Source organism: Pseudomonas parasichuanensis, from assembly GCF_021601385.1.
Classification (GTDB): domain Bacteria; phylum Pseudomonadota; class Gammaproteobacteria; order Pseudomonadales; family Pseudomonadaceae; genus Aquipseudomonas; species Aquipseudomonas parasichuanensis.
On the sequence record NZ_BQHO01000007.1, the window covers coordinates 64,999 to 84,185 of the forward strand.

21 protein-coding genes are annotated in these 19,187 nt (G+C 64.4%); 4 read left to right on the forward strand and 17 right to left on the reverse strand.

The features are described 5' to 3' along the window. Positions 1 to 110: 110 nt before the first annotated feature. From L6D77_RS07990 to L6D77_RS08005, 4 genes are all read left to right on the forward strand, one after another. Positions 111 to 464, forward strand: a complete 354-nt coding sequence (locus L6D77_RS07990) for a hypothetical protein (protein WP_232882847.1) — start codon at positions 111 to 113, stop codon at positions 462 to 464. Between the two features lie 211 nt (positions 465 to 675). Next, on the forward strand, positions 676 to 1,386 hold the full coding sequence (locus tag L6D77_RS07995; protein WP_232882846.1) for a FadR/GntR family transcriptional regulator: 711 nt from the start codon (positions 676 to 678) through the stop codon (positions 1,384 to 1,386). Between the two features lie 103 nt (positions 1,387 to 1,489). After that, positions 1,490 to 2,683, forward strand: coding sequence for an L-2-hydroxyglutarate oxidase (gene lhgO / locus L6D77_RS08000; protein WP_232882845.1), 1,194 nt, complete (start codon positions 1,490 to 1,492; stop codon positions 2,681 to 2,683). A gap of 43 nt (positions 2,684 to 2,726) precedes the next feature. Continuing rightward, positions 2,727 to 4,055, forward strand: coding sequence for an MFS transporter (locus tag L6D77_RS08005; protein WP_232882844.1), 1,329 nt, complete (start codon positions 2,727 to 2,729; stop codon positions 4,053 to 4,055). A gap of 6 nt (positions 4,056 to 4,061) precedes the next feature. On the opposite strand, the gene flhB is transcribed toward L6D77_RS08005, so the two are convergent. The 17 genes from flhB to fliF form a co-directional block, all read right to left on the reverse strand. After that, positions 4,062 to 5,204 (reverse strand): flagellar biosynthesis protein FlhB, encoded by a 1,143-nt coding sequence (gene flhB, locus L6D77_RS08010; protein WP_232882843.1) that lies wholly within the window; start codon positions 5,202 to 5,204, stop codon positions 4,062 to 4,064. Positions 5,205 to 5,206: 2 nt separating this feature from the next. Continuing rightward, positions 5,207 to 5,983: a flagellar biosynthetic protein FliR gene (gene fliR, locus L6D77_RS08015; protein WP_232882842.1), complete on the reverse strand. Its 777-nt coding sequence runs from the start codon at positions 5,981 to 5,983 to the stop codon at positions 5,207 to 5,209. Between the two features lie 7 nt (positions 5,984 to 5,990). Then, positions 5,991 to 6,260: a flagellar biosynthesis protein FliQ gene (gene fliQ / locus L6D77_RS08020; protein WP_110991846.1), complete on the reverse strand. Its 270-nt coding sequence runs from the start codon at positions 6,258 to 6,260 to the stop codon at positions 5,991 to 5,993. Positions 6,261 to 6,281: 21 nt separating this feature from the next. Next, positions 6,282 to 7,034 (reverse strand): flagellar type III secretion system pore protein FliP, encoded by a 753-nt coding sequence (gene fliP, locus L6D77_RS08025; RefSeq protein WP_110991958.1) that lies wholly within the window; start codon positions 7,032 to 7,034, stop codon positions 6,282 to 6,284. Between the two features lie 2 nt (positions 7,035 to 7,036). After that, on the reverse strand, positions 7,037 to 7,483 hold the full coding sequence (gene fliO / locus L6D77_RS08030; RefSeq protein WP_232882841.1) for a flagellar biosynthetic protein FliO: 447 nt from the start codon (positions 7,481 to 7,483) through the stop codon (positions 7,037 to 7,039). Then, the gene (fliN, locus tag L6D77_RS08035; RefSeq protein WP_232882840.1) at positions 7,484 to 7,942 is read right to left on the reverse strand and encodes a flagellar motor switch protein FliN; all 459 of its coding nucleotides are present in this window, start codon (positions 7,940 to 7,942) and stop codon (positions 7,484 to 7,486) included. It lies immediately after the preceding gene. A gap of 47 nt (positions 7,943 to 7,989) precedes the next feature. Next, entirely contained in the window at positions 7,990 to 8,958 is a 969-nt protein-coding gene (fliM, locus tag L6D77_RS08040) for a flagellar motor switch protein FliM (protein WP_232882839.1), read from the reverse strand. Positions 8,959 to 8,968: 10 nt separating this feature from the next. Next, positions 8,969 to 9,466, reverse strand: coding sequence for a flagellar basal body-associated protein FliL (gene fliL, locus L6D77_RS08045; protein ID WP_232882838.1), 498 nt, complete (start codon positions 9,464 to 9,466; stop codon positions 8,969 to 8,971). Positions 9,467 to 9,691: 225 nt separating this feature from the next. Then, positions 9,692 to 11,020 (reverse strand): flagellar hook-length control protein FliK, encoded by a 1,329-nt coding sequence (locus tag L6D77_RS08050; RefSeq protein ID WP_232882837.1) that lies wholly within the window; start codon positions 11,018 to 11,020, stop codon positions 9,692 to 9,694. A 72-nt stretch (positions 11,021 to 11,092) separates the two neighbouring features. Then, positions 11,093 to 11,440 (reverse strand): Hpt domain-containing protein, encoded by a 348-nt coding sequence (locus L6D77_RS08055; RefSeq protein WP_232882836.1) that lies wholly within the window; start codon positions 11,438 to 11,440, stop codon positions 11,093 to 11,095. Positions 11,441 to 11,493: 53 nt separating this feature from the next. Then, positions 11,494 to 13,185 carry an ATP-binding SpoIIE family protein phosphatase gene (locus tag L6D77_RS08060; protein ID WP_232882835.1) on the reverse strand — a complete coding sequence of 564 codons (1,692 nt, stop codon included), beginning with the start codon at positions 13,183 to 13,185 and terminating at the stop codon, positions 11,494 to 11,496. Positions 13,186 to 13,193: 8 nt separating this feature from the next. After that, on the reverse strand, positions 13,194 to 13,499 hold the full coding sequence (locus L6D77_RS08065; RefSeq protein ID WP_232882834.1) for an STAS domain-containing protein: 306 nt from the start codon (positions 13,497 to 13,499) through the stop codon (positions 13,194 to 13,196). A gap of 132 nt (positions 13,500 to 13,631) precedes the next feature. Further along, positions 13,632 to 14,084: a flagellar export protein FliJ gene (fliJ, locus tag L6D77_RS08070; RefSeq protein WP_232882833.1), complete on the reverse strand. Its 453-nt coding sequence runs from the start codon at positions 14,082 to 14,084 to the stop codon at positions 13,632 to 13,634. 6 nt (positions 14,085 to 14,090) lie between these two features. Beyond that, positions 14,091 to 15,446, reverse strand: a complete 1,356-nt coding sequence (gene fliI / locus L6D77_RS08075) for a flagellar protein export ATPase FliI (RefSeq protein ID WP_232882832.1) — start codon at positions 15,444 to 15,446, stop codon at positions 14,091 to 14,093. Continuing rightward, the gene (gene fliH, locus L6D77_RS08080; protein WP_232882831.1) at positions 15,436 to 16,209 is read right to left on the reverse strand and encodes a flagellar assembly protein FliH; all 774 of its coding nucleotides are present in this window, start codon (positions 16,207 to 16,209) and stop codon (positions 15,436 to 15,438) included. The genes fliI and fliH overlap by 11 nt, the downstream gene beginning before the upstream one ends. A gap of 179 nt (positions 16,210 to 16,388) precedes the next feature. Then, positions 16,389 to 17,408 (reverse strand): flagellar motor switch protein FliG, encoded by a 1,020-nt coding sequence (gene fliG, locus L6D77_RS08085; RefSeq protein ID WP_110991858.1) that lies wholly within the window; start codon positions 17,406 to 17,408, stop codon positions 16,389 to 16,391. Beyond that, positions 17,401 to 19,179, reverse strand: coding sequence for a flagellar basal-body MS-ring/collar protein FliF (gene fliF, locus L6D77_RS08090; RefSeq protein ID WP_232882830.1), 1,779 nt, complete (start codon positions 19,177 to 19,179; stop codon positions 17,401 to 17,403). Before fliF ends, fliG begins: the two co-directional genes overlap by 8 nt. Between the last annotated feature and the right edge of the window lie 8 nt (positions 19,180 to 19,187).

Below are 19,187 nucleotides of genomic sequence, written 5' to 3' on the forward strand. Positions count from 1 at the left end.
CCGGCTTGCAGCGCTGCGACAATTTCGGTCAATGCGCGGTAACTTTACGTTTATCAGTGGGCGTAAGGCTGTCAGAATTCCTTTTCATTTCCATTGATTCGAGCCACCCCATGCAACTGAAGACCGCCCTGCTGTTCGCCACTCCCTGTGACGACGAGGAAGACAACATGGCGACCTTGTGCTGCCACAGCGACAAGGGCCAGATGTTTCTGCTGACCCGCTACCCGGACGAAGACACGGTCGACCTGACGCTGGATGACGAGCCCTCGACCCTGGATGGGCTGAAGGTGACGCTCAGCGCCAATCGCCTGCTGCTCGAGGTGGCTGCGGGGGACCGTGATGCGCTCAGGGGCGATGACAGTCTGGAGATCATCCTGACTTCGCAAGGCAGCGATATGGACGAGGTGGCGCTGACATTGCGCAACATCCTTGAAGGCACCGGGACGTTCCTTAACGAGATATGAGTTTGACCCTCGGGCCTCTTCGCGGGTAAACCCGCTCCCACAAGTGGAGTGCCGCCCTCGGGACCTGCAGTGAACCTGTGGGAGCGGCGGTTCGCCGCTGCGATTTACCCGCGAAGAGGCCGCAACAGGCGAATTGCCAGCAGCTCCCCCGTTGACACTGCCTCATTGAAACGGGCATTGTCTGACAACCTGATTAATTGGCTTCCCTTCCATGCTAGAACTCCAGCGCCCCGACACCCTGGTCGAACGGGTCGTCAGCGCCATCCGCGGCGAGATCGACGCAGGCCGCCTGGCCGCCGAATCGCGCCTGCCCACCGAACAGCAACTGGCTGAACAGCTCAATGTCAGCCGCTCGGTGGTGCGCGAAGCGGTTGCGCAGCTCAAGGCCGATGGGGTGCTGATCGCCCGCCGTGGGCTTGGCTCCTATATCTCGCAGACGCCGCACGGCACGGTATTCCGTTTCCCTGACAGCCAGGGGCGCAAGCCGGATCTGGTGCAGATGTTCGAGATGCGCCTGTGGATCGAGACCCAGGCCGCCGCCATCGCCGCGCGCCGCCGCGATGAAGCCGACCTGGCCCGCATGGGCGAGGCCCTGCGCATCATGCTCGACAAGCGCGCCGACCTGGCCACCGCCTCCGCTGCCGACGTGGCCTTCCATCGCGCCATTGCCGAAGCCAGCAAGAACGACTATTTCGTCGCCTTCCACGATTTCCTGGGTGGCCAACTGGCCGCCGCACGTCGCAATGCGTGGGAAAACTCCGCCGCCCACTCAGTGGGCGGTTCGGCCGACGCCCTGCGCGAACACCAGGCGCTGTACCAGGCCATTGCCGATGGCGACCGCCAAGCCGCCGCCGCGTGCGCCGAAGCCCACCTGCGGGCTTCGGCCAAGCGCCTGAAACTCGACCTGCCGACCCTCGACTGAACCCGGAGAACCTCATCGTATTCATGCGAGGTTTTCTCGCGCACTACTTAGTCTGACAACCTGATAAGCAGATCCACTGACAAGAACACCAAGGTATTCCTGCATGACTTACGACTACTGCATCATCGGCGGCGGCATCGTCGGCCTCGCGACCGCCATGGCCCTGCTCCAACAGCGCCCAGGGGCCTCACTGCTGATCCTGGAAAAGGAAGCCAGCCTCGGCCGTCACCAGACCGGCCACAACAGTGGTGTGATCCACGCAGGTATCTACTATGCCCCCGGCAGCCTCAAGGCTGACCTGTGCAAGCGCGGCGCCCAGGCCACCAAGGACTTTTGCCGCGAGCACGGCATCGCCTTCGACGTCTGCGGCAAGCTGCTGGTAGCCTCCAACGACCTGGAAATGCAGCGCATGCAGGCGCTCTACGAGCGTTCGCAACAGAACGGCTTGAAGGTCGAGCGCCTGGACGCCGCCGAGCTGCGCCAGCGTGAGCCGAATATCGTCGGCAAAGGCGCGCTGTTCCTCGACGCCACCGGCATCGTCGATTACACGCAGGTGTGCAATGCCATGGCCAAGGTCATTCGCCAGGCCGGCGGCGAGCTGCACCTGTCCACCCCGGTGCGGGCGATCCAGGAGCATGCCGAGCACGTCAGCGTCAGCAGCGACGGCAAGACCTGGCACGCCCGCCAACTGGTGGCCTGCGCCGGCCTGCAGTCCGACCGCCTGGCACGCCTGGCCGGGGTGAAGATCGACCACCAGATCATCCCCTTCCGCGGCGAGTACTACCGCTTGCCGGCGAGCAAGAACCAGATCGTCAATCATCTGATCTACCCGATCCCCGACCCGGAGCTGCCGTTCCTGGGGGTGCACCTGACGCGGATGATCGATGGCAGCGTCACCGTCGGCCCTAACGCGGTGCTGGGGCTTGGCCGGGAAAACTACCGCAAGTTCTCGGTGAACTGGCGCGATGTCGCGGAATACGCGCGCTTCCCGGGGTTCTGGAAAACCCTCTGGAACAACCTCGGTTCCGGCACCGCCGAGATGAAGAACTCGCTGTTCAAGCGCGGCTACCTGGAACAGTGCCGCAAGTACTGCCCGTCCCTGCAGGTCGAAGACTTGCTGCCCTATGAAGCTGGCATCCGCGCCCAGGCGGTGATGCGCGACGGCACCCTGGTGCATGACTTCCTGTTCGCCGAGACCCCGCGCATGGTGCATGTCTGCAATGCCCCGTCGCCGGCTGCCACCTCGGCCATCCCGATCGGCCAGATGATCGCCGAGAAGATCCTCAAGGCCCGCTGATTCACCGCTGCACACCCCATTACAAAGACAATAAGGAAACCCCATGTCGGTACACGAGGCGGCCCCGGCCGCAAGCGAAACGCCTGAACAGCAACGCAAACGCCTGCGCAAGGTGGCAGCGGCGACCATCTTCGGCTCGATGCTGGAGTGGTACGACTTCTATCTCTACGCCACCATGGCGGCGATCGTCTTTTCGAAGATCTTCTTCGACCCGAGCAACCCGGCGGTGGCCTCGCTGCTGGCGTTTTCCACCTTCGCCATCGGCTTCATCGCCCGCCCCTTCGGCGGCGTGCTGTTCGGCTACCTGGGCGACCGTTTCGGGCGTAAACACGTGCTGGTGATCACCTTCTGCATGATGGGCGTGTGCACCATGCTCATCGGCCTGATCCCCGGCTACGCCACCATCGGCATCTGGGCACCGATCCTGCTGGTGGTGATCCGCATCATCCAGGGCCTGGGCGCCGGCGCCGAACTGTCCGGTGCGGCGGTGACCTCCTATGAACATGCCAGCGAAGGCAAGCGTGGCAGCCAGGGCGCCTGGCCGGCGCTGGGGCTGAACCTGGGCCTGTTGCTGTCGTCGCTGACCGTCTACTTGCTGACCATGAACGGCAATGAATTCCTCTTGGCCGGTGGCTGGCGCATCCCCTTCATCGCCAGCATCGCCCTGGTGGCGGTGGGCCTGTGGGTGCGCAAGAGCATCCCCGAGACGCCGGACTTCAAGGAACTCGACCACGCCGATGACAAACCCAAGGTCTCGCCCCTGAAACTGCTGTTCAAGAACGACCTCAAGGGCCTGGCCGTGGTGTTCTTCGTCGCTATCGGCTACAACGCGCTGAGCTACATCTTCAAGACCTTCTCGCTGGCCTATCTCACCCAGTTCAAGGGCGTCGAGGCGCACGTCACGTCCCTGTCGGTGACCCTGGCCAGCCTGGTGGCGATCGTTGCCGTGCCGTTCTTCGGCTGGCTGTGCGACAAGTGGAGCAGCAAGACCGTGCTGATGCTCGGCGGGCTGCTGTCGGCGCTGTTCGCCTACCCCTTCCTGCGCTTGCTGTCGACGGGCGAGCCGATGCTGATCTATGTGGCCATCGCCATCGGCACTGGCATCCTGGCGCCGATGATGTTCGCTCCCCAGGGCTCGTTCCTCAGCCGCCAGTTCCCGACCCAGACGCGCTCTTCGGGTTTTGGCACCGGGCGTGAGGTCGGTACCGCGGTAGCGGGTGGCCTGGCCCCGTTGGGCGGGCTGGCGCTGGTGGCAAGCTCGGCCACCCACTCGACGGATGGCGTGGCGTTGATGCTTGCAGTGGCCGGTGCACTGGTGGTGGTCGCCGCCTTCTTCGATCAAGGCTGGCGGCACTCACGCACCAAGAACTGAGCGGGCTCAGCTGTCGCGCCGCAGGTCGTCGGGGATGGGCAAGTCCTTCTTCAACGGCTCCGGCGGCTTGCCCCGGCCGGCGCGGTACTGGCGGATCTGGAACACGTACGCCAGCACCTGCGCCACCGCCATGTACAGCCCGGCGGGGATTTCCTGCTCGATTTCCGTGGAGTAGTAGATTGCCCGCGCCAGGGCCGGCGATTCGAGGATCTGCACCTTGTGCTCGACGCCGATCTCGCGAATCTTCAAGGCCATGAAGTCGGTGCCCTTGGCCAGCAGCAGCGGCGCCGAACTGCCTTTTTCCGGGTCGTACTGCAAGGCCACGGCATAGTGGGTCGGGTTGGTGATGATCACGTCGGCATCGGGCACCGCCGCCATCATGCGCCGCTGCGACATCTCGCGCTGCAGCTGGCGTATGCGCTGCTTGACCTCGGGCTTGCCCTCGGAGTTCTTGTACTCGTCGGTCACTTCCTGCTTGGTCATCTTCAACTTCTTGTGCGATTGCCAAAGCTGGAACGGCACGTCGAGCCCAGCGATCAGCAGCAGCCCCGCGGCCATCCACAAGGCACTCCAGCCGACCACCTGGACCGCCTGGATGATCGCCTGCTCCATCGGCAACTTGGCGATGGCCAGCAGCGCCTCACGGTCACTGATCAGCACCAGCAGCGCCACCACCAGGATCATGATGAACTTGGCCAGGGCCTTGAGCAGCTCGGTCAGCGAATTCATCGAGAACATGCGCTTGATCCCCGACAGCGGGTTCATGCGGCTGAACTTGGGTTGCAGCAGGCTGCCGGAGAACAGGAAACCGCCGAGGGCGATGGGGGCGACGAACGAAATGACGAACAGCAGGATCAGGATCGGCTGCACCGACCAGATGGCCATCTTGCCCGATGCCAGCAGGAACGCGCCCATGCTGCGCTCATCCACGATCACTTCGCGAGTGAGGCTGAAATTCATGCGCATCAGGCTCATCAGGGTTTCCGCCAGGTAGCCGCCAAAGGCCAGCACGCCGCCCGCACCGGCCAGGGTCACGGCAACCGTGTTCAGTTCCTTGGAACGGGCGATCTCACCTTTTTCCCGCGCGTCGCGTTTGCGCTTTTCGGTGGGTTCCTCTGTCTTGTCCTGCCCGCTCTCGCTTTCGGCCATGCTCAGCGCGCCCGTGCCAGTTCACGCAGCCACTGCAGCGCTTCGCTGGCCAGTGCCTGGTAGTGGGAAAGAATGTCGGCCAGGCCGACCCAGAAGATCCCCATGCCCAGCACCAGGGTGAGCGGGAAACCGATGGAGAAGATGTTCAACTGGGGCGCGGCACGGGTCATCACGCCGAAGGCGATGTTGACCACCAGCAACGCCGCGATCGCCGGCAGGATCAGCAGCAGTGCGGCGCCCATTACCCAACTCAGGCGCCCAGCCATCTCCCAGAAGTGATTGACCACCAGGGCGCTGCCCACCGGCAGCGTGGTGAAACTCTCGGTCAGCACCTCGAACACCACCAGGTGGCCGTTCATCAGCAGGAACAGCACGCTCACCAGCATGGTCAGGAACTGGCTGATCACCGTGACGTTGACGCCGTTGGCCGGGTCGACCATCGAGGCGAAGGCCATGCCCATCTGCACCGCGACAATCTGCCCGGCAATCACGAAGGCCTGGAACAACAGCTGCAGGGAGAAACCGAACAACGCCCCGACGATGATCTGCTCGCCGCACAGCAGCATGCCGCGCAGGCTCAGCGGTTCGAATTCGGGGATCGGTGGCAGGGCCGGCACGATCACCACGGTGATTGCCACGGCCGCATACAGGCGAACCCGGGCCGGCAGCATCTTGGTGCCGAAGATCGGCATGGTCATCAGCACCGCCGCCACCCGGAACAGCGGCAGGATGAAGGTGGCGACCCAGGTGCCGATCTGCGCGTTGGTCAACTCCAGCATGGCGGCGTCAACCGATGAGATGCGGGATGTTGGTGTACAGCCCGGTGATGTATTCCATGAACTTCTGCACCAGCCACGGCCCGGCGACGATCAGCGTGATCAGCATCACCAGCAGGCGCGGCAGGAAGCTCAGGGTCTGTTCGTTGATCTGGGTGGCGGCCTGGAACATCGCCACCACCAGGCCGACCAGCAGGCTCGGCACCACCAGCACCGCCACCATCAGCGTGGTCAGCCACAGCGCGTCACGAAACAGGTCGACGGCGACTTCTGGCGTCATGTCAGGCTCTCCATTTGGGTGTCAGACACCGCCGAAACTGCCGGCCAGGGTGCCCATGATCAGCGCCCAGCCATCGACCAGCACGAACAGCATGATCTTGAACGGCAGCGAAATGATCAGGGGCGACAGCATCATCATACCCATGGCCATCAGCACACTGGCGACCACCATGTCGATGATCAGGAACGGGATGAAGATCATGAAGCCGATCTGGAACGCGGTCTTGAGCTCCGAGGTGACGAAGGCCGGGACCAGGATGGTCAGCGGCACCTGGTCGGGGCCGGCGATATCGGTGCGCTTGGACAGGCGCATGAACAGGTCGAGGTCGCTTTGCCGGGTTTGCGCCAGCATGAAGTCCTTCAGCGGCCCCTGGGCCTTGTCGATCGCCTGCTGGGCGGTCATCTGCTCGGCCAGGTACGGCTGCAGGGCGTCCTTGTTCACCCGGTCGAACACTGGCGCCATGATGAACATGGTCAAAAACAGCGCCATGCCGGTGAGCACCTGGTTGGACGGGGTCTGCTGCAAGCCCAGCGCCTGGCGCAGGATGGAGAAGACGATGATGATGCGGGTGAAACTGGTCATCAGGATGACGAACGCCGGGATGAAGCTCAGCGCCGTCATGATCAGCAGGATCTGCAGGCTGACCGAGTACTCCTGCTGCCCGTCCGCCCCGCTGGACAGGGTGATGGCCGGTATCGACAGCGGGTCGGCAGCCAGGGCCAGTGGCGCAGCCAGCAGCAGCGCCAGGGTGAACAGCATGCGCAGGGCGCCCATCATCACTTCTTGTCCTTCTGATCCTTGCCCATCAGCTCGAGCAGCCGCTGGGCGAACTCCGGCGTGGCCTGGCGTGCCGCGGTGGGCACCTCGACAGGCTCGGCCAACACATGCAGGGCTTCGATGCTGCCCGGCGTATGGCCGATAAGAATCTGCTCCTTGCCGACCTGCACCAGCAGCAAGCGGTCGCGCGGGCCGATGGCACGGCTGCCGACGATCTCGATCACCTGGGCACCGCGCTGCGCGTTGCCCTGCATGCGCCGCAACAGCCAGGCCAGGAAGAAGATCAGGCCCACCACCAGCAGCAGGCCGAAGACCATCTGCGCCAGTTGCGCCCCCAGACCGCCGGGCACGCTAGCGGGTGCCGCAGCCGTTTCGCCGGCGGCGATCACCACTTCGCTGGCCAGCAGCGCCGCCAGGGCCGAAACGGCCCGCGCCATGCCCTTCACTCAGCGCAGCTTCTTGATACGTTCGCTGGGGCTGATCACGTCGGTCAGGCGGATGCCGAACTTTTCGTTGACCACCACCACCTCGCCATGGGCGATCAGGGTGCCGTTGACCAGCACGTCCAGCGGCTCACCGGCCAGGCGGTCGAGCTCGATCACCGAACCCTGGTTGAGCTGCAGCAGGTTGCGGATGTTGATCTCGGTGCTGCCCACTTCCATGGAGATGCTCACCGGGATGTCCAGGATCACGTCCAGGTTCGGGCCTTCGAGGCTGACGTTCTCGTTGGGCTTGGGCGAGCTTGCGAACTCTTCCATCGGCAGGCGGTTACTGCCACCCATGTCGCCACCGAGCAGTGCATCGATATCCGCCTGGCCGGCATCACCGGTTTCCTCGAGCGCTGCAGCCCACTCGTCGGCCAGTGCCTGTTCCTCGGGGGAGTTGATCTCGTTTTCGTTAGCCATGATTTCCTCGACAACCTTTCAATACGTTTAAAGCGACCGGCACGCCGTCAGCGGCGTTCGATCGGGTCGATGATCTGCAGCGACAGGGTGCCTTTGTGCGAACCTAACCGCGCCTTGAACGCCGGCACGCCATTGGCGCGCAACACCAGGTGCTCGGGCAGCTCCACCGGTATTACGTCGCCAGGCTGCATGTGCAGGATGTCACGCAGCTTGAGCTGGCGCCGGGCAACGGTGGCCGACAACGGCACGGCAACGTCCAGTACGTCTTCGCGCAGCGCCTTGACCCAGCGCTCGTCCTGATCGTCCAGGTCGGACTGGAAACCGGCATCGAGCATTTCGCGCACCGGTTCGATCATCGAGTACGGCATGGTCACGTGCAGGTCGCCACCGCCGCCGTCCAGCTCGATGTGGAAGGTCGATACCACCACCGCCTCGCTGGGGCCGACGATGTTGGCCATGGCCGGGTTGACCTCGGAGTTGATGTACTCGAAGTTGACCGGCATGATCGCCTGCCAGGCTTCCTTGAGGTCGACGAAGCACTGGTCCAGCACCATGCGCACCACGCGAAGCTCGGTGGGGGTGAACTCGCGGCCCTCGATCTTGGCGTGGCGGCCATCGCCGCCGAAGAAGTTGTCCACCAGCTTGAACACCAGCTTGGCGTCGAGGATGAACAGCGCGGTACCGCGCAATGGCTTGATCTTGACCAGGTTGAGGCTGGTGGGCACGTACAGCGAATGCACGTACTCGCCGAACTTCATCACCTGCACGCCACCCACCGCCACGTCGGCGGAGCGGCGCAGCAGGTTGAACATGCTGATGCGGGTATAACGGGCGAAACGCTCGTTGATCATTTCCAGGGTCGGCATGCGGCCCCGGACGATACGGTCCTGACTGGTCAGGTCGTAGCTCTTGATGCTGCCGGGCTCGCCGGCACTTTCGGTTTGTACCAGACCATCGTCCACCCCATGCAACAGGGCATCGATTTCATCCTGGGACAGCAGGTCCTGCACGGCCATCTATGTGCTCCTACTGCAATACGAAATTGGTGAACAACAGTTGGTCGACGACCGGCCTGCCGACTTCTTTCTGCGCCACTTCCTGAACCACCGCGGTGGCTTTCTGGCGCAACATCTCCTGCCCTACCGGGCTGCTGGCGAGGGTGTCGAAACCCTGCCCGGAGAACATCATCACCAGGTTGTTGCGGATCACCGGCATGTGGACTTTCAACGCGTCCAGGTCGGCCTGGCTGCGGCCCTGCATGGTGATGCTCACCTGCATGTAGCGCTGGCGGCCGTTCTGGTTGAAGTTGACCACGAAGGCCGGTGCCAGCGGCTCGTAGAGCGCCGCCGGCTTGACGTTGGCCTGGGCTGGGTCCGGCGCCGGAGCAGACTCGCTCTTGTGCATGAAGAACCAGGTGGCGCCCACCGACAGCCCGACAGCCAGCAGCAAGGCCAGCACCAGCAGCAGGATCAGCTTGAGTTTGCCTTTAGTGGCGGGGTCTTTCACTGCGTCGCTCTTCGCCATGCCAATAATCCGTCGTCCATCGCGGTTTCTAAGGAGGATGACGTGGCTTGAGCAAGTGTTATGCCAGATTTGTCAGGAGCACCGCGCACGCCCCCTTGCAGGAGCGGCCTTGTGCCGCGCAAGGGCCGCAAAGCGGCCCCAGGATCTCAGCCGTTACGCAAGAATGCTGGAGGCCGCTGCGGCCTCTTCGCGGCACAAGGCCGCTCCTACAGCGGGCGCGAAACATCAGGCGTAGTAGTCAACCGCACTGTCGCCCACCACCACCTGGTGCTCCACCGGCTTGCCGGCCTCGGCCAGTTCACCACCCTCGCCTGCCGCAGCAGCGCGGCGCGCCGCTACGCCGGAAAGGTTCGAGGCGTCCTGCTGGGCCTGCTGTTGCTGCTGGCCACGGGACTGGTCGGCGACACTCACGTCAGGCTGGGCCAGGCCCTGTTGGGCAAACAGTTCACGCAGGCGATGAACCTGGCTGTCGAGCGCATCGCGCACCCCGGCATGGCCACTGACGAAGTGAATCTGCGTGGGCTGGTCCGCCGCCACATTGACCCGGATGTCGAGGCGGCCAAGTTCGGCGGGCTCAAGCTGGATATCGGCCGACTTGAGGTTCTGGCTGGACAGGTACATGACACGGTTCACCAGGCCCTCGGTCCAGGCGCCCTGGTTCATCGCCAGCGGCTGCTGCAGCGGGCTGGGGGTAACCGGCACGGCATTGGCGGTCTTGGCGGTGACGGCCTGGGTGAGGCTGGCCAGGCGATCGGCAAAGTCGTCCACGCGCGTGTCGCTGCTGGCGCCCTTGAGGTCCTTCAGGCCGCTATCAAGCAGCCCGGCGAATGCCTTGTCGCCATGCTCGGCATGCCCTGGCTCGGCCTCCACTTGGGCGACCACATTCGCCAAGGTATTGACGGCAACCGCATCAGGCTCGGCAGCTTGCTGACTATTGTCGACACGGGCACTGCTGGCGTGGGCCGACGTTGCCCCCTGGGCCTTGGCGCTCTGCTCGAGGGCCAGGCGCAGGGCCGGCATGTCGGCAAGCGGGTCGGCGTCGGGATCGAACTCGGTGACCGCCGGCGATGCCTTTGCATCCGCAGCAGGCGGCGCTGGCTGCTGCGCGGGCTGCAGGGCCGCCTGCAATACCGGCGCGACCACTTCGGCCTGGGCCTGAATCAGTTGGGCGCCCGTCTGGGCATCGGTGACCTGGCCTGCCACCAGGCTGGCGTCGATGATCGTTGCATCAGCGGCATCAGCCGTTGTGCTGCCATCGGCGGGTGACGCTGGCAAGTTATTGCCGTCATCGGCAAGGTCTTTCGAGGCTGCGGCGTCCTTCTTGCCGCCGGCCTGCGCCTGCGCCTTGCTGCTACCGGCTGCTTGCGCAGGGCCTTGGCTTGCCTTGTCGTCACGGTTCGCCACGCTGTCGCGGCCCTGCCTGGACATGACCTGATCGAAGCCGGGACCGTTGCCTTGCGCCGCCTGCGCTGGCTTGCTCGCCACGCCGGCGGCCGGGCGCGAGGCACTGCTCGCAGGGCCGGATTGCAACAATGGATTGGGTGCGACAGGCATAGAAAAGGTCTCCGCGCCAAAACTCAAAAAAACCGAATGGGCAAAGACAGGCAAAACTCGCGCCAAGCCCCCTCAGTCGGCGGAAATCCGTTGGCTTTCACTGCGATAGAAGAGCTGGACGGCCTGGTACTCCTGGTCGATACGGTTGATCAGGTCTTCGATGCCATACAACGGCACCTGCCTTGCGCGCTCCTCGAGTTGCTGGCAAAGCCTTGCCAGCTCCACCGCACCCATGTTGCTGCTGCTGCCCTTGAAGCTGTGCGCCGCCAAGCCCAGCTCGGCGGCATCCTTGGCCTTGTGCAACTGGTTCAGGCGCCGCTCGGAGTCTTCCAGGAAGGTTTCCAGTAACTGCAGGTAGCCACCTTCCATGACCTCACGCAGGTCGCGCAGCACCCTGTGATCAATATGCATGTCCACCACTTGTTCACTCCCTGATCAAGCCTTGCCGCCACCAAGCCCGGGCCATCCCGGACTCACCAATCGAACTCCACCCGCGCCAATCGCCCGCCTTCCAGCCACCGGGCACGCTGCCCCAGGCGCATCACCAGGCCCAAGCCACGCCCACTCAGGCTCTGCTCGAGCGGGGAGCGGGCAAGTACCCTTGCCACATCGAACCCCGCCCCACTGTCGCGGACCTCGATCATCAGACGGCCACCCTCACTGCGTGGTTCCACGTGCAGGCTGATACCGACGTAACCCTGCACCTGTTCGGCCAGGCGCTGGCTGCGCTGGCGATAGTACTCGGCAAACCCCTGCGAGTCGCGCTTGAGCCGCGAGTCGAGCCCCAGCACGCCATGCTCCAGCGCGTTGGAATACAGCTCGCTGAGCACACTGTGCAATTTACCGCTGCTGGGCCTCAGGCCATGGATTTCCAGCAAGAGTTGCACCAGATACGGCACCGGATTGAAACGCCTGAGGCTTTCCCCGCGCAACTCGAAGTTCAGCGACCACTCCAGCGGGCTGGAGCGCCCGCTGTCCGAATAAACCATGGCCTGCGGTACAACCTGGTCTGGCGCCAGCATGCGCACATCGCACAGGCTGATGTCATCCCGCGACTGCCCACCGAAGGCCTGCAGCGCCGCCATGACCTCATCGAACAAGCGTGCCGGCTGCCGGTTGGCCGCCAATACCTCACGCAACCGCTGCACACCGAACAAGCGCTCCTGCCCGTCACCGGTATCGACCACGCCATCGGACAGCAGCAACAACCGTTCGCCGGCGGCAAGGGGCATCACCTGCGTAGTATCGTCGAATGCCTCCGGCGCAAGGATGCCCAACGGCAGATGCTGCGAAGGCAGCACCGCCAACACCTCGCCCTCGGCGGACAGCTGATAGCCATCGGGCATGCCGCCATTCCACACCTCCACCGTGCCACGCTGAAAGTTCAGGTTGAGCAGCAACGCGCAACAGAACATGTCCACCGGCAGGATGCGCTTGAGCTTGGCGTTCATTTCACGCAACGTCTCGGCCAGCCCGTAGCCCTTGGCGGTCATGCCATAGAACACTTCCGCCAGGGGCATCGCGCCGACCGCCGCCGGCAGGCCATGGCCGGTGAAGTCGCCCAGCAGCACATGCATGTCCCCGGACGGGGTGAACGCTGCCAGCAACAGATCACCGTTGAACAGCGCATAAGGTGACTGCAGATAACGAATGTTCGGTGCATTGAGGCAGCCGGAATGGGCAACCTTGTCGAACACGGCCTTGGCCACGCGCTGTTCGTTGAGCAGGTAATGGTGATGCCGGGCTATTTCATCGCGCTGCTCCAGCACCGTGGCTTGCAGCCGACGCAAACGGTCCATCGCACGAATCTTGGCAGCAAGAATCACCGCGCTGTAGGGCTTGGCCATGAAGTCGTCGCCACCGGCTTCCAGGCAGCGCACCAGCGCCTGCTCTTCGTTGAGCGAGGTCAGAAAGATGATCGGCACCAGCGCCTCGCCGGCCAGCGCCTTGATCTGCCGCGCGGCCTCGAAGCCATCCATCACCGGCATCAGGGCATCGAGCAAGACCAGCTGCGGCCGCCGCTCGGCAAACAACGCCACCGCCTGCTCGCCGTTTTCGGCGGTGAACACCTCGTGGCCCTGGCGCCGCACGATCTGCGCCAGCAGCATGCGATCAGCAGCACCGTCCTCGGCAATCAGTACGGTCAACGCCTGTTCGGCAGGCATGGCCGCAGTCAACCGATATCGAAGAGCTTGTCGAAGTTGGAGATGGCCAGGATCTTGCGCACGTCCGGGCTGGCATGGACCACGCGGATATCCGAGTCGTCCCCGCCCACATGGTCACGCAGCAACAGCAGCATGCCCAAGGCCGAACTGTCCAGATAGGTGGCTTCCTTCAAGTCGACAACCACTGTTTCCGGGCGCAGGCGCTGGCGCTCGTAAGCATCCCGGAATTCCTGATGCTTGCCGAAATCGAAGCGGCCCTTGACCTTGATGGTCAGCTTTTTCCCTTCCTGTGAAAAATCGGTTTCGACTGCCATGCGAGCGATTCCTTCGATGATGGCGAATGCGGCTTCTGAAGGTTTAGCAGCCACAGCCACAAGCTGCAAACCACAATGCAGCGGAGCGCATGGGCTGGTTTTCACCCGCGACCGCGCGCTTGAAACCCACCGCTAAAGCGGCCCGTGCCGCGGCAGGCGCTGGGACAGCTCGTCGAGCAACCGCTGCTCGCGTTTGTCCTCCGCCCGGCGGGCTTCGTCCAGGTAGCGCTGCACCAACTTGCGTAGGCCCTCGACCCGCGCATAGGCCTGCTGCCAGGTGTTGCGGGCGTTGTTGAGGTTGTTCTGGTGCCAACTGAGGCTCTGGCGCTGCTGGGTCATGGCGGTTTCCAGCTGACCGAGAAAGCGCTGGTAATTGAGCAGCCAGCTGCCATCGACCCCCTGCCCGCCTCGGGTGATCCACTGCGCCTGGTAGCCCTCGCGAAACTGCGCGAGCTCATCGAGCCTGGCTTGCGCCTGCACCACCTGCTGCTGGAAATGCCCCAGGCGCTGGGCGGCCTTGCGCTCGGCCTCCTCGGCCATGTCCACAACAGGCGCCAGGCGCGCTGCTCGACCGGGCAGGGCCATGGCCTATCAGCCCGCCGGCGGCACGAAGATCGCGCCCAACTGGTCGCGGCTCTGCGCCATACCGACGTTCTCCTGCAGGCCCTGGCGCAGGAAGTCCACCAGGTTGGGCTGCAGCGCGATGGCCAGGTCGGTCTCCGGATCGCCACCGGCGACATAGGCGCCCACGCTGATCAGGTCACGGCTCTGCGACAGGCGCGACCACAGCTGCTTGAATTTCTGCGCCTGGCGCAGGTGATCGGCATCGACCACCTGGGGCATGACCCGGCTGATCGACGCTTCGATGTCGATGGCCGGATAGTGGCCCTCCTCGGCCAGGCGCCGGGACAGCACGAAGTGACCGTCGAGCACACCGCGCGCAGAGTCGGCGATCGGGTCCTGCTGGTCGTCACCTTCGGACAGCACGGTGTAGAACGCGGTGATCGAACCACCGCCCGCCTCGCCGTTACCGGCACGCTCCACCAGCTTGGGCAGCTTGGCGAACACCGAAGGCGGGTAACCACGGGTAGCCGGCGGCTCGCCAATGGCCAGGGCGATCTCACGCTGCGCCTGGGCAAAACGGGTCAGCGAGTCCATCAGCAGCAAAACGTTCTTGCCCTTGTCGCGGAAGTACTCGGCGATGCGCGTGCAGTACATCGCCGCACGCAGGCGCATCAAGGGAGCATCGTCCGCTGGCGAGGCCACCACCACCGAGCGCTTGAGCCCTTCTTCGCCGAGGATGTGCTCGATGAACTCCTTCACCTCACGGCCCCGTTCACCAATCAGCCCGACCACGATGATCTCGGCCTCGGTGAAGCGGGTCATCATCCCCAGCAGCACCGACTTACCCACACCGGTACCGGCGAACAAACCCAGGCGCTGGCCGCGGCCAACGGTGAGCAGGCCATTGATACTGCGAATGCCGACATCCAGCGGCCGGCTGATGGGGTCGCGATTGAGCGGGTTGATCACCGGCCCGTCCATCGGCACCCAGTCTTCGGCCTTCATGCCGCCCTTGCCGTCCAGCGCCCGCCCGGCACCGTCGAGCACCCGCCCGAGCATGCTCATGCCCATGGGCAGGCGACCACCGTCGTCCAGCGGTACCACGCGCGCACCGGGGGCAAGGCCGACGATGCTGCCAACCGGCATCAGGAACACCTTGCTGCCAGCAAAACCCATGACCTCGGCCTCCACCCGTACCGGGTGATAGCTGTCGTCGTTGATCACCAGGCAGCGGCTGCCGACGGCCGCGCGCAAGCCTTCGGCTTCAAGCGTCAGGCCGACCATACGCAGCAGGCGGCCTTCCACCACCGGCTGGTCGGGCAAGCGCACCGCATCGTTGTAACCCGCCAGGCGCTTGCCGAAGCTGGTACGGTCAAGGCGCATCGTCGCTACCTGCCTGCACATCCAGTTCGACCGCGATGTCCGGCGCTGCCGGGTGCAGGAACTGGTCATGGGACTGGTCGAACAACTGTGCCACGGCCTTCTCGATACGCGTCTCCATGGTCGCATCGATGCGGCTGTGCGCCGTTTCAATACGGCAGCCACCCGGCAGCAACGCCTCGTCTTCGAGCAGTTTCCAGCTTTCTTCGTGGCGCTCGCGCAGGGCCTTGGCCAGCTCGAAATCCTGCGGGTTGAGGTGGATGCGGATATTGTCGGCGCCCATCGGCAACAGCTTGAGGGCTTCACGCAGGACGTGGATGACCTGGCTGGAATCACTGCGCAATTCACGGCCGATGACCTGGCGGGTAATGTTCGCGACCAGTTGCACCAGGCCTTTTTCGATCTGGGTGTCCTGCTCGGCAATCGGGTCGAGCAGGTGCAGCATGATCTGCTCCAGGCTGGCCAGCTTGGCCGCCAGGGCTACTTCAGCTTCTTGGCGGACCTTGAGCTGGGTGCTGTGGAAGCCTTCCCGTTCGCCGGTGGCGAAGCCTTCGTTGTAGGCCTCCTGGCGGATGGCCTCAAGCTCTTCGAGGGTGAGCGGCTGGACTTCCTCCAGCGGCACTTCCTCGACCTCTTCCTCGATGACTTCCGGCTCGGGTTCCGGCTCGGGTTCGGGCTCCGGGTCGAAGCTGGGCAGCGCCCAGACGTCGACGCCCTCGAGGTCGCGGGCGCGGATCAGGTCGCTGGGGTGTTCGGTGGTGGACATGTTTTCAGGTACTCAAAAGCCATCTGCAACCAACGCGCCCCGGTAGGAGCGGCCTTGTGCCGCGAAAGGGCTGCAAAGCAGCCCCGGCAGTTTTGCGGTGACATCAAGATCGCGGGGCCGCTGCGCGGCCCTTTCGCGACACAAGGCCGCTCCTACAGAGGACCGCGTCGCCCCGCAGGTCAGATCATTTCCTCGGCACCCTTGCCGCCCAGCACGATCTCGCCGGCCTCGGCCATGCGTCGGGCGATGGTGAGGATTTCCTTCTGCGCTGTCTCCACGTCGCTGACTCGCACCGGCCCTTTGGCCTCCAGGTCGTCGCGCAGCAGTTCCGAGGCGCGCTTGGACATGTTCTTGAAGACCTTGTCCTTGACCCGCTCGTCGGCGCCCTTGAGCGATACCACCAGCACATCCGAGGACACCTCGCGCAGCAGCGCCTGGATACCCCGGTCGTCGACATCGGCCAGGTTGTTGAAGACGAACATCAGGTCTTCGATCTGCTCCGACAGGTCGCTGTCGATCTCGCGGATCGCATCCATCAGCGCACCCTCCACGGAACTGTCGAGGAAGTTCATGATGTCGGCGGCACGCTTGATGCCGCCCAAGGTGGTGCGGGCGGCGTTGGAGTTGCCGGAGAACTGCTTCTCGAGAATCTGGTTGAGTTCTTTGAGCGCCGCAGGCTGTACGGTGTTGAGCGATGACACGCGCAGGACGATGTCGAGGCGCACCTTGTGGTCGAAGTTGCTCAGCACCTCGCCGGCCTGGTCGGGGTCGAGGTAGGCAACCACGATGGCCTGGATCTGCGGGTGTTCGAAGCGGATGACGTCGGCCACGGCACGCGGCTCCATCCACTTGAGGCTGTCCAGGCCGCTGGTGTTGCCACCGAGCAGGATGCGGTCGATCAGGCCGTTGGCCTTGTCCTCACCCAGGGCCTGGTTGAGCATCTTGCGAATGTAGCCGTCGGAGCCCACACCCAGGCTGGTCTGGTCGCCGACGATCTCGACGAACTCGCTCATCACCTGCTCGACCTGCTCGCGGTGCACGTTGCCCATTTGCGCCATGGCCACGCCGACCCGCTGCACTTCCTTGGGCCCCATGTGGCGCAGGACCTGTGCGGCGTCGGTCTCGCCGAGCGACAACAGGAGGATGGCCGCCTTGTCGACGCGGCTCAGCTTGGCGGTAACGGCTCGGTTGTCACTCATCGGCGTTGATCCACTCTTTCACGACCTGGGCCACGCGGCCCGGGTCTTCGGCCACAAGGCCCTTGATTGCGTTGAGCTGCGCCTCGTAACCCTCGCTCGGGCTCGGCAACAGAATGCTTGTCGGGCCACCCAGGCTGACGCGGTCGTTGGCCAGTTCGCCATCCAGACCGATCATGCCGCCCAGCTCCATGTCGCTGTCTGTGGCAGCCTGCTTGCCGCCACCGGTAATGTTGTTGAGCACCGGACGCAGCACGCCGAATACCAGGACCAGGATGAACACCACGCCCAGCACCTGCTTGACGATGTCCCAGAACCACGGCTGCGAATAGAACGGAATATCGACCAGTTGCTCGCCACGGTCAGCGGCGAACGGTACGTTGATCACGGTAACGCTGTCGCCACGGCTGGCATCGAAGCCCACCGCGTCCTGCACCAGGCGGGTGAAGCGCGCCAGGTCCTCGGCACCCCAGGGCGTGCGGGTCGCCTCGCCAGTGGCGGCATCGATCTTGGCCTGGTCGTCCACTACGACGGCCACCGACAGGCGGCTCAGGCGACCCTGCTGCTGACGGGTGTGGCTGATGGAACGGTCCAGTTCGAAGTTCTTGGTCGACTGCTGGCGCTTGTCGGCCGGGTACGGCGCCAGCATCGGCTGGCCGGTGGCCGGGTCCATGATCTGCTGGCCGTTGGCGTCCACCAGCGGCTGCCCCGGCTGGATGGCACCGGCGGGGGTTGCGCCGGCCTTGGCATTCTCAGGCGCGCTGGCGCCTGCCGGTGGCTGGTTGCTCAGCGCGCCCGGCACACCCTGCGGGCCCTGGCTGCTGGCGCGCTGTTCGTTGACCGACTGCTCGCTGCGCAGCGCCGGCTGATCGGGGTTGAACTGCTCGGAGGTGGACTCGACGGCGCTGAAGTCGATATCGGCCGACACTTCGGCCTTGTAGCGATCGTTGCCCAGCACCGGCAGCAGAATATTGTGCACGCGCTGGGTGAGCATGCCTTCCATGCGGCGGCTGTAGTCGAACTGCTTGCCGGCCATGGTCAGCGCGGTGTCCTGCAACTGGTCGGAGAGCAGGTTGCCCTTCTGGTCGACCACGGTCACCTGCGATTTGTCCAGCTCTGGAACACTGGTAGCCACGAGGTTGACGATGGCCATTACCTGGCCGGCCTCCAGGGCGCGCCCCGGATACAGCTCGACCAGCACCGACGCGCTTGGCTTGCGCTCGTCACGCACGAACACCGAGCTTTTCGGGATGGCCAGGTGCACGCGGGCAGCCTTGACGTTGTTGAGGCTGGACACGGTACGCGCCAGTTCGCCCTCAAGGCCACGGCGGTAACGGGTGGCTTCCATGAACTGGCTGGTGCCCAGGCCTTGATCCTTGTCGAGCAATTCGAAGCCGACGTTGCCATCGCTTGGCGCCACGCCGGCGGCAGCAAGTTTCAGGCGCGCACGGGAGAGGTCGTCGGCCTTGACCAGCAGCGCGCCGGAGTTCGGCTCCACGGTGTAGGGAATGTCGGCGGAGGCCAGGGTGTCCATGACCTGCTTGGTATCCATGCCCGCCAGGCTGCCGTACAGCGGCCGGTAGTCCGGCTGTTGCGACCAGAGCACCACGGCGAAGCCGATGGCCACGCTGGCGGCCAGGCCGACCAACAGGCCGATCTGACGCAGCATGGGCATCTGCGAGATGTTTTCCAGGAACGACAGCCCGAACAGCGGCGGCTTGGCTGCTGGCGGGCCGCTTTTGGCGGGGGCGTTATCGACGACTGCTTCGGCCATGACTCAAC

Coding starts and splice junctions, on each gene's coding strand:
- fliR (WP_232882842.1), bottom strand. CDS start 5,983: ATGCTGGAGTTGACCAACGCGCAGATCGGCACCTGGGTCGCCACCTTC.
- L6D77_RS08065 (WP_232882834.1), bottom strand. CDS start 13,499: ATGGCAGTCGAAACCGATTTTTCACAGGAAGGGAAAAAGCTGACCATC.
- fliG (WP_110991858.1), bottom strand. CDS start 17,408: ATGAGTGACAACCGAGCCGTTACCGCCAAGCTGAGCCGCGTCGACAAG.
- flhB (WP_232882843.1), bottom strand. CDS start 5,204: ATGGCCGAAAGCGAGAGCGGGCAGGACAAGACAGAGGAACCCACCGAA.
- fliQ (WP_110991846.1), bottom strand. CDS start 6,260: ATGACGCCAGAAGTCGCCGTCGACCTGTTTCGTGACGCGCTGTGGCTG.
- fliL (WP_232882838.1), bottom strand. CDS start 9,466: ATGGCGAAGAGCGACGCAGTGAAAGACCCCGCCACTAAAGGCAAACTC.
- L6D77_RS08060 (WP_232882835.1), bottom strand. CDS start 13,185: ATGCCTGCCGAACAGGCGTTGACCGTACTGATTGCCGAGGACGGTGCT.
- fliM (WP_232882839.1), bottom strand. CDS start 8,958: ATGGCCGTGCAGGACCTGCTGTCCCAGGATGAAATCGATGCCCTGTTG.
- L6D77_RS07995 (WP_232882846.1), top strand. CDS start 676: ATGCTAGAACTCCAGCGCCCCGACACCCTGGTCGAACGGGTCGTCAGC.
- L6D77_RS07990 (WP_232882847.1), top strand. CDS start 111: ATGCAACTGAAGACCGCCCTGCTGTTCGCCACTCCCTGTGACGACGAG.
- L6D77_RS08050 (WP_232882837.1), bottom strand. CDS start 11,020: ATGCCTGTCGCACCCAATCCATTGTTGCAATCCGGCCCTGCGAGCAGT.
- fliP (WP_110991958.1), bottom strand. CDS start 7,034: ATGGGCGCCCTGCGCATGCTGTTCACCCTGGCGCTGCTGCTGGCTGCG.
- fliI (WP_232882832.1), bottom strand. CDS start 15,446: ATGCGCCTTGACCGTACCAGCTTCGGCAAGCGCCTGGCGGGTTACAAC.
- fliJ (WP_232882833.1), bottom strand. CDS start 14,084: ATGGCCCTGCCCGGTCGAGCAGCGCGCCTGGCGCCTGTTGTGGACATG.
- lhgO (WP_232882845.1), top strand. CDS start 1,490: ATGACTTACGACTACTGCATCATCGGCGGCGGCATCGTCGGCCTCGCG.
- fliH (WP_232882831.1), bottom strand. CDS start 16,209: ATGTCCACCACCGAACACCCCAGCGACCTGATCCGCGCCCGCGACCTC.
- fliF (WP_232882830.1), bottom strand. CDS start 19,179: ATGGCCGAAGCAGTCGTCGATAACGCCCCCGCCAAAAGCGGCCCGCCA.
- fliN (WP_232882840.1), bottom strand. CDS start 7,942: ATGGCTAACGAAAACGAGATCAACTCCCCCGAGGAACAGGCACTGGCC.
- L6D77_RS08005 (WP_232882844.1), top strand. CDS start 2,727: ATGTCGGTACACGAGGCGGCCCCGGCCGCAAGCGAAACGCCTGAACAG.